Genomic DNA, 10,106 nt, shown 5'->3' with positions numbered 1-10,106 from the left:
TGACCGTTGGTTACCACTGCGGTGACATCGACTGAACCACTGGCTAAGCCCGATAGCTCACCAAACGTCACCGTTTGTTCAAAAGCGCCATCCGACGTGCTTTCGTCTTTGAGTGGGGTCACTGTGGTGCCATTCTTATCTTTAAACGTTAGCTTCAACGCCGCGGATGTCCCTGTTCTTGTGGTAGTTCCTTTTACCGTTACTTTGCGCGCACTCACTACAGGCTTAGAGATTGTTACCTTAGGTTTCAGTAACAACTTTTTATCTTGATAGGCTACGCCCTCATTCTTGTAAGCATCACTAAAACCAGCGATCACTATTGGCATTTCAAGATCTGTGTCATTGGCACTTGGAACCTTGACCGTACCTGCCCAACTGTCACTTTCACCGCTAGCGGCATCCCAATTGATTTTGGTTGTGCTGGTATTGAGATACGACTCCGAAGGCTCTGAGACCGGCTGTGAAAATTCCACTGTCACATTGATGGTATCCCCTGTATCTGCATATTCAGGATTGAGCGATAGTGATTTTACTGTTGGCAATACACCTTTAACCTCTAGATTAAACGTAGACCCTTTACCCTTGATTCCCTTCTCACTTTGATAGGCATCGTCTTCTAGGGTAAAGGTGATGGTTTTATCTTCTCCTTGCGGCGCTTTGTAGTTTGCGGTCCAATCAATGTTGTTTGTTGTAGATAATTCACTCAGGGTGCCAACGTCATCGCTTCCGCCCACTTGGGTGAGTTTTATATCGCTCAGAATAAAGTCTTGGACCTTTTCAGAAAACTTGATATTCAGAGTAGTCGTTTTGTTACCGCCAATCGGACCTTGCGGTGCGGCTGATATTGCTTTTACCTCTGGGGTCGTGGCAGCAACAACCTCGGTCTCGATTTCTTGCGCTGGATTGATCTTTCCGGCAAGATCACTAGCTTTAATCGCAACCCGATAAACACCCGCTGGGACCGAGAAACTGTAGACGTACGGCTTACTATTGTCAGTCGGTTTTACTACAGATTTAGGCCGTATTTTGTCGCCACCTGCTTTCAACGCAAGCTCTGCATTCACCTCATTCAAGTTCGTATCCAAGACGTTTGCAGTCACTTCGACTAAGTATTCGCCATTATCATTTGGTGCGAAGGTTGTTTGCTCGGCTTTTAGGTTACTCACGCTCGGGTCTTGGGTATCAACGACAGACTTTATGCCTTCAACGCCATACTCATTCCCCGCGTAAGTGAACGTTTCAAGCGTGCGACCAATCGAGTCCGTTACCGCCACTTTCAACATGTACTGGCCTTGATCCGTGTCTTTGAAGCTAAATGTACTGGTCGCAGACGTGCCGCCGAACACCGCCGACTGTTCGATTGATTCTCCAGTTGAAACAGGCACAAGAGTGATACGGTAACTTTTTGCAGTAATACTACTCGTAGCATTCACTTCTAGTGTCATTTCTTGACTGGTACGGCCAAGTACAAGCAATCCCCCTTCTATACGCGCATTATCCTTCAGAGATAACGCTACAGTGGGTAGCGCTATATTGACCTCCATATTATTCTCTGTATACACGTGGCCCGCTTTGTCTTCAGCCGTGACAGTTACTGTCAACTTGTTCTTGTTAGCCAGTTCCGATGCCTCTACCTCAAAGTAGGTAGGGTCATCACCTTTTTTTTCTTCTCTGGTGAAATTCGTTCCTAGCTCTGTCACTGTGTAAGTGACTTTAGCTAACCCGCTTCCGCTGTCGGTAATGGGGAAAGTGAATCTGACTTTGTCGCCCGGTTGTGACTCTATCACAACAGTTTTACCAACCTTAGGGGCTTCTTTGTCAACGATAAACGTTACCTGATTAGACTCACCATTAAGAGCACTTTTGCGGTTAAACACATCCATCGCTCTCGCTGTAACCACCAAGGATTGAACGTCAGTGTCAGGCACGTTAGCGTTAAACTCCGCACATAAGTATTCGTCATTCTCTCCACACTTTGTGACTGCCTCAAAGTTATCCTTATGATTGGTATTGGCAGTAGAATAAGTGGTGCCACCTACGTCGACAGTTAATACTTCCAGCTTCGAGCCATTAGGTAACAGCGTTTTAAGGTTGATGCTTATCAGGTCCTTAACGACGGTGTTTTCAGCAAGGGGGTTCTCAATATCGTCTGTACTGGTGATTGCAATTGTCGGTTTGCCTTCCGGAAGCTTTAATGAAAGCTGAGAGACGTCGGCCGTATTACCTGCATTATCACTTAAGTTCTTAACGTTAAAGATATGCTCCGCGTTACGTGGATCGATGAAAGTTGTGTAATTCTCAATATAGCGACATGTCACACCATCAGAATTGCGTACACACTCTTTAGGCTTTATTGGATCAATATTGTTGATTCTAACAAGCTGTGGTCTAAAGTCTTGCGGATCTGTATTAATATTGACCCCTGATTCTTCGTCAGTAAATCCGAGCTGGATGCTTAATTGCTTGTCTTTATTTGCAGATGGACTCGCTGGAATAACGTTTTCACCCTTTAATAGGTAGTCTTTTTGCACAGACGTTGGTGGTTCGACATCCATTTCCTTGAACGTAAACCTTTGCACGTTCGGTGTTCCGTTGGTGCCTTTGGTTTTAACAATCAATACCACATCTGAGCCTTTAAAGTTCTGCGTAGACGTCACCGTACAACTTGGGGTTTTCCCAAGATTACCTTCTATTCGCCCAGAGGAAGCTTCATTATCTGTTGGTGCTTGGTTCGAATTATAGTTTTCACGAACCCAACATTGGAGCTCTTCTGGTGTGACTGCGCTTTCTACCTCAAAATCCACTTTTAGCTCGCCATTGGCTATAAAGTTTTGGAAATCTTCCGGCGATTTAACCTTAAGCCTTACCCCTTGCCTTTGAACACTTAACGTCTGTCTTATTTCTAGAGGTCTTCGCTGTGCCGGTTCTAAGTATTTGGCGTTGTTGTATACGTCAATAGATAGGGCGTAATCACCATCTTTAGCCAGCGCGTTGCTTTGAATAACAGATTCCCATTGATCCTCACCTTTGTAAGTAAAACTGAGCGTAGTTCCGGCCTCTTCACCAGTCGTAGTTCCGGCTTCTTTACTCTTAAAGTGGTAAGAGCCGGTTATCTCATCTATGCCGCTAATATCTGAAATCCGCAGAAGGAGTTTGATATCTTCATCTTTAGTAATAGTCTTATCATCGCCAATAGGTTCATTATTGGCGTACACAACATCAGTTATTTCTCCTTCTGGTGCATTCTGTTTGATATGCAGTTTAAATGGCACCGTGGAAACATTGCCGCGGATATCTTGCGCCTTCAATTTTACGGTAATAGCATCTTCACCCGTTGTATCGAGATTTGACGGTAGTGGGATCTTATATTGGCCTTCAACTTCCTTTGGCTTGGTTCCTTCTCCATTTGGCGCAACATCGCCCTTGAATATCCAATACTCAAACTTGTCCTTATCTACACCATTTGAGTTTATCGAGCCGTTGTCGTCATAGTCTTCAGCAATGATCGTGAGCTCATAACCGGGCACATAAAAATCATTCTCTTGATGCCCATTCAATTTTAGTGATGGGCCTTGCGTATCAATGATCACATTAGACACATTGGAACTTGATACAAATCCATGAATGTCGGTCGCTTTAACAAAAAGCTTAGCGCGGTTACTGTCGTCTGTAACAATCTTGTTCTCGTCATTGATTGCCGAGTATGTGCCCTCAAAGCTAGAGCTCCACTCGCTTGCTGTCCAATCTTTTAAGAAGGTTTCACCGGAGTCTGTTTTCTGATAAAGCGAGATTTTCTCTACGCCGGAGTCATCTGTGACACTATTAAATTTCGCCGAGAACTTAGCTCCCAATACACCTGTCTTTTGTGAGACATAGTCGACTAACCATGGGTCTTGGAAGTTGATAACGGGCCCTTTTTTATCGACTTGAAATTCGATTGTTCCTCTCTCACTGGTATTCGGTGGGTATGCCTTATCTGTCGCTCTATAGAACAAGGTATTGGTTTGACCATGCGTAAAGGCATCGGCAATAAGCTTGACGCCAACGTCAGGTTGAGTCCCTTCCAAACAAGGCACAGTATCGTCATCACTACAAAAACCTAAAGTTAATGGACTACCACTACCTATTCGGAGCCTGACATCAAGTTTGTCACCTGGGCTATGATCGCCCCAGATAGGCGCAGGTTTTAATGTGGTATTGCCTCCCAGCATTTTTTCTGCGGTCCTGTTTTCAACTTCAGGTGGTATTGAGTCAATCTTAACTATAAATTCCGGTGCTGATGTTGAGTACTCGTTGACCTCATTGCCCAAGTTATCGATCGCCTTGACATAAACCTTCCATTCGCCGTCACCTGGATTAACTGGTTTAGTACAATTAGTCTCTTTCTTACAGAGGTTAATAGTAAAGCTTTCATCGCCCACATTGTTAAAATAATCAGGATTAAATTCTGTAGTTTGACCCGTGCTATCCTTAAACAACAGAGCGCGCTTGTCTTTTTGGTCATGGACGGTGTCTTCGACCTTAAATTCCAACTGCACAATTTTGTTCGTATTTAGGTATACGTCTGAGCCAAGCTGTGTGGTGAGCTTTGTGGTGGTGTTGAGGACACTAGGGCGAATCAAAGAGACTTTAGGTGGCTCGTTATCGATGAAGAGAGAATCTTTACGCTTATCATCTGTGTAGCCATAACCGTTTCCTTGGTTATCCATTGCACTGGTATGGATAGCCAATTCCACTTTGTCTTTATGCTCACTTGACGCGGTATCAACAGAAAAATCGAACTGTTTGACGTATCCATCATTTTTATCCTTTGCTTTGAACGAAATGCCTGTGGCTAGTTCTCCGTGATTAGGGGTTGAGCGTTTGTACCACATCGGAGCGAAAGTTAACGGAGTAGATGCATCATCTTTATCTTTTATGCCCGATGGGTCAGAGACAACCAGTGTTGCATTGATATTACCTGCGACATATTGTTGATTTTTGTCAGTATAGGTTCTACCCGCTACCGTGAGTTTTACGTCAGGCGCGTATTTATCAATACTGACTCCATCTTTACCAAATAGGTCCAGTGTACCTAACATCGGCCTAGCTTTGGATATATCATCCGCAAACAACTGCGCGATGCTGTCTTTTACCCAAGGTTTACCCGTTAGTAAATCAAAGTATGCTTGGGCTAAACCGGTACGATAGACGTCTGCATTCAACTCGTCGCCATCCAGTTCAATGACAGTTTGGCCTTTTTTTCCATCAGGCTTACCATCTGCCCTTAGATCTTCATAAAACTTGGAAGCAAGTACATCAGGAGAAACTCGCGGCCATTTTTTAGACATGTTTGCCATTGATTCTGCAAGGAAACGATGCTGATATTCGACAGCTAGCTTACTGAATGGTTCTTTGTGTGGACCCCGCAACATTTCGTTGGTCGCATAACTGGTAGTGGTAGGGTCAAAGCCAAAAAAACTACCTGGCTTTTGTAACGCCACTGCGTTATTCACTTCAGCTAAAAATGACTTCACAACTTCAGTGTTTTTCGTACCTTGATAGTTGTCCCAACGATAGTCGAATAGGCCAGTATGATAGGTAGAAAGTTCAGTTACATAAAAGGTTTGAGAGCCGTTTGGCTTCTCGAAGTAAACTCCAAAATTAGCATCCTCTAGGTTAACTTCTTCGGGGGCACTACCATCATCAGTCCAGTTATAGGAGTATGTGTTTTTGCCCTTTGGGCTTGCCAATTTAATTCGTAAGAAGTCGAAATCAGACTTTTTGCCACGCAACAAGCAAGACGCAACATCACGAGCCTGTTCTTGACCCGACTCATAGTTTTGTGTTGTTGTACAATTATCAATATTAGTAAAGCCCGTACTTTCTAACCCTTGTAACTGCGCTTGCGCACCAACAAAAGGCGTTACAACCGTATAGGTAGGTAAGTTGAAAGTTGTCTTGAAGTATACTGTTATCGGATCCGACACGTTTTTCGAGCCATCGGTGGTACTAATGACCAGCTTTTGCGCGTCAGACTCAGATATTTTACTGAATGTCTCTCCGAGTATATCTTTGGTAAAGGGGATATAGTAGGTCATTGATGCTACCCACTTATCTTCTCCTTCTTGAGAACCTTCTTCCTCATTTATCTTTTCATGAGGTATAGTAACGCTTTCTTGTTGATTATACGCATTGGCGGTGATCGTCTTTCCGCCGCTGTAGTCAGCTTGACCACCTTTACTAACGGAATAATTCACCTGTAATGTTAACTTGTTAGCCGGAGTACCAACATTAACACCATCTGGCGCCCTCTCGTCCCATACTTTTACCTTGATGTATGGGATCTTGTTTCGGTGTAGGTAGTCAACATTAAACGACTGGAAATTAACATCGACATTATTTCTTATATTGTTAGCAGCATACTGATAATCGATATTGAGGTAGTTTTTTGCAGTCAGTACCGATGATGCGTTGTAGGTACTTACCGTGAAATCTCCAGGGTAAGGCTTACTAAAGGCACCGGACTCATCTTCAAGTACAAATGAAACTTCCTCCTGCGGATAGCTTATCGTCTGCTTTGGCTCTCTAGCATCTTGGGTGACAAAATGGTATTCTCGGCCGACATTGCCTTGGGCATCCGTAGCAGTTATCTCAAACTTTGTCGATGTCCCGAATTGCTCCAACTTATACTTGTTAGAAAATTGGCATACGCCGTCATCTGCAGTAGGAGAACACACTAACCCTTCTGGCGTATCCCCTTTAAATGAAACAGTAACCGTAACGCCACCAGAAGTGGGTTCAGTAACCGTACCCGTCAAGAGGTACTCAGTCTCGCCCGTGTCCTTTTTAATTCCCGGATCTGAAGTCACTTTAATGATTGGGTTTTGGTTATCCCATTTGAAACTCACGATATGAGCTTCTGAGCCGGTCTCAATTTTGTTGCCAAGTACGTCTTCGGTATAAAATACCAGACGCGCCTGACCAGAGCTCATTTTGAGGTCGTCAAGGGAAACAGTATTGACGTTGATTTTAACATTCGAGCTTCTTAAGCCTTGCTGAAACTCAGTAGTGTCGATGGCGCAGTAGCTTGAACCTATCTCACCCACTGGGCAGGTTTCTAATTCGCTCCAGGTGCCATTCAAATAAGACTCGAGTACCACTGTGGGAACCGCAACGCCGACTTCATCCTCAAGTTTGACTTCTATACTGCCGGTACGCGCAATAATATCGTTTTTGGTTGCTTTTGGTCGACTCGCGACTGGAGGCGTAGAATCGATCGGAGAGGGTTTACGTTCCGGAATGACACTGGTATCTCCCTCACCTATTTTATTAACTTTATCACTAAAAGGTTTAAATTCGTCCGCCTTAATACTCGATTTATTCAACTCGGGGCTATTGGCGGCGATCATTACGTGCTTAGCGAGTTCTTTGGTGTATAGCTCGCTGGTAACTTTAACCGCACCAAAGTCCAAACTCTGGCTATGGTTACCAACTTTACCCTGCCCATCCAACTTACCATCCAACTGGATATCGTTATATTGAATCCGTGCAAGGTTTATTGACGAGTATTCGTTCTCGGAACCATTTTTTTGTATTTTCATATCCTTCGCATAGGAAGAATAGGCCGTTAGCAAGGCTCCGTACTTATGGCCATCTGTCGCATACGCACCTTGAGGGCCATTGGTAATATCAACAGGTCGGGTGGTATTGGCGTCAAAGCCGTACATACCCTCAATCGCACTAATGGATTGAGACACCGCCGTCGATGCACTTGAGCCTTCCCTAATTTTATATTTCGCTAAACCAGCGGCCATGTTAGTGAGAGGCGTTACCATGACTGACTGCTGTGAGCCTTCGACATAATTGGCGACACTGTCTAACCGGATACTGCCCTCTTGACTGATAGACACTTCCTGTCCTGTAGCAGGATCAATATACGACCCGCCTTCAGCTCGAATCAATACCGGGCGGGAAGCCGATTCCACTGAAACACTATAATTACCGCTTGTGTCTGTTTTGGTCGAAGCAATCAGGCGCCCTTGCTGGCCATTATCATACTCCCAAATATAGACATTCGCGTTCGATACTGGCGCATCAAACACATTGCCAGAAATTGAACCAATGGTTCTTGACGGTGGCGAACTGTCACCACCGCCATCACCACCGCCGCCACCACAAGCGACAAGTAGTAGAGATGCACTCAGTGCAAGATAATTATAGTGTTTCATTTTTTAAGCCAATGCCAATGACAAGTTAAATTTTCAACGATTATATTTACTAAATTATTTTTCTCAACGTGGCATATTGACTATGAAAAACATCATTTTCACTAGCAATAAAACGCTTTTAATTATTTATCGGCGCTGGTTAATGGCATAAAGTATATATAAGCCTTCAAAGCGACTAATTATGACTAGTATCCATTGATTTTTTATATGGATTTTATTGTTTAAAACCCTATCATTAGCCGAAAATCTCAAATAACTATTAAAATGCATTCAACGTCTGTCCCTCAAAAAACTTATCGAGACTATTTGTCTTTCTGGTATCTGGCGCTTATTCCATTAAGCCTATGCTTGTTAGTCGAAATATCTCCACTAAGTGACGTTCCGACTAGCCAACCCAACAATGTGCACAACAATAAAGTCAATAACACTATTCAAAACGACACAAGAACACCAAAAATCCCCATAAAAAAAGATAAGTTTATTAGCAGCCATGTCGGCTACTCTTTTTATGGCACTGCGTTAGGTTTAGGTATTGCCCCAAACACGATTCAAGATCTCACCTCCCTATCGGCAGGTAAGTTCGACTTTATTAACTCCGTTTCTGGCTCTGGACAGTTTGCTTTCAAGCTTGATGAAAACGACCAACTTGTCGCATTCTTATATCGAGACAAATCACATGCGTATTATGTCTACAGTACCAAAACAGGATCATTGTTTAGTACCGATGGAAAGCGCTTTTATAAAGATAAGTTGCTCCTGTCTCCTGTCTCTCGCCAGTTCAGGATCAGCTCGCAATTCAGCCATTCTCGCTTACACCCAGTGACTCGCACCATGGCTCCCCACCTTGGCACGGATTACGCCGTACCTGTAGGCACACCAGTGGTGAGTATCTCTTCCGGTGAAGTTATCGCCTCTCGATACCACCCGATTGCGGGAAACTATTTGGTGATTCAACACCCAGGCGGACTGAAAACACGCTATCTGCACCTCTCTAAACGTTATGTAAGAAAAGGCGATATTGTCTTACAAGGGGAAACTGTGGGTGTGAGTGGTAATACAGGGCGAACGACTGGTGCTCACCTGCATTTTGAACTTTGGAAGAATGGACGGCCGATCGACTTTGAGAAAAAACGCGCATTTGCCGAAAAAGTCGCGGTGCAACTGGTGTCATCTCAGTCTCAAGACGCTCAAAACGCCTACTTGCAGTTAAGCCAGCAGCTCAATTAACTACGATTTACCTACTCTGACTGATTGGGTATAAGGTGTATCCTTCGCAGAACAACAAGGTCTGTCTGGGTTCGATGGGGCCCAGACTAACCTAGTGTTGGGCAGGGAGTTTAGGGTGAAGGAATTTAGGATGACTGTCCCGTTAGCGGATTTTAGGGTGTCTGTCCCGTTAGGGTTTTTAAAGTGTCTGTCCCATTAACTTCTGTTTTTTCTTTTCAAAGTGTTCGAAGTGCCTGTTCGAAGTGCCTGTCCTTTTAACTATTTCTACTGTCATTCCGTCTCTTTTCGTTTTTGATTTACATTTGAATAGAGGTCGATAACGTTCTCTTTTAATGCTTTTGACTGGGGGTTTTTAAAGTGTCTGTCCCATTAACTTCTACTCCACTGGCCTGTTCCAAAAGCGTATTCATATCGCGATACGAATTCTCTACATCTTCAACGTTTAAAGCTCCCTGCTGAGCTAGTGATTTATCAGCAATATCGACATTTTCTTTAGCCTTGTCTTTAGACATGATTTGCTCTCCCAAATTAGGTCAATATAGAGGTTCCATCCCTATGCGAACTTATCTCGCTCGATAAAACTAATCGGAAAAGCTCGATTAAACTTGGTGCAATCTACGCTTTTTACATAGTTTCCCCTCATAACCGACCCCAGGGCGGGATCGCACT

The 10,106-nt window shown here is 43.9% G+C and carries 3 protein-coding genes; 1 reads left to right on the top strand and 2 read right to left on the bottom strand.

Annotated features, from left to right (window positions below):
* Positions 1-8,210: Ig-like domain-containing protein (locus tag TW84_RS21645; RefSeq protein ID WP_045977691.1), on the bottom strand; the 8,210-nt coding region annotated here is incomplete at its 3' end.
* A 264-nt stretch (positions 8,211-8,474) separates the two neighbouring features.
* Between TW84_RS21645 and TW84_RS21640 the strand changes: the two genes are divergently transcribed.
* Positions 8,475-9,437, top strand: coding sequence for a M23 family metallopeptidase (locus tag TW84_RS21640; protein WP_045977690.1), 963 nt, complete (start codon positions 8,475-8,477; stop codon positions 9,435-9,437).
* A 329-nt stretch (positions 9,438-9,766) separates the two neighbouring features.
* On the opposite strand, the gene TW84_RS21635 is transcribed toward TW84_RS21640, so the two are convergent.
* Complete coding sequence (locus TW84_RS21635) at positions 9,767-9,949, bottom strand: hypothetical protein (protein WP_045977689.1); 183 nt, start codon at positions 9,947-9,949, stop codon at positions 9,767-9,769.
* Positions 9,950-10,106: the final 157 nt, after the last annotated feature.

It is taken from the genome of Vibrio neptunius (genome assembly GCF_000967495.1).
GTDB classification, from domain to species: domain Bacteria; phylum Pseudomonadota; class Gammaproteobacteria; order Enterobacterales; family Vibrionaceae; genus Vibrio; species Vibrio neptunius.
Note: the sequence above shows the minus strand (reverse complement) of the source record. Positions and strands in the feature narration are given on the sequence as shown.

What these genes read in the sequence shown, in the direction of transcription:
- TW84_RS21640 (WP_045977690.1), top strand. Translation starts at nt 8,475, where the DNA reads ATGCATTCAACGTCTGTCCCTCAAAAAACTTATCGAGACTATTTGTCT.
- TW84_RS21635 (WP_045977689.1), bottom strand. Translation starts at nt 9,949, where the DNA reads ATGTCTAAAGACAAGGCTAAAGAAAATGTCGATATTGCTGATAAATCA.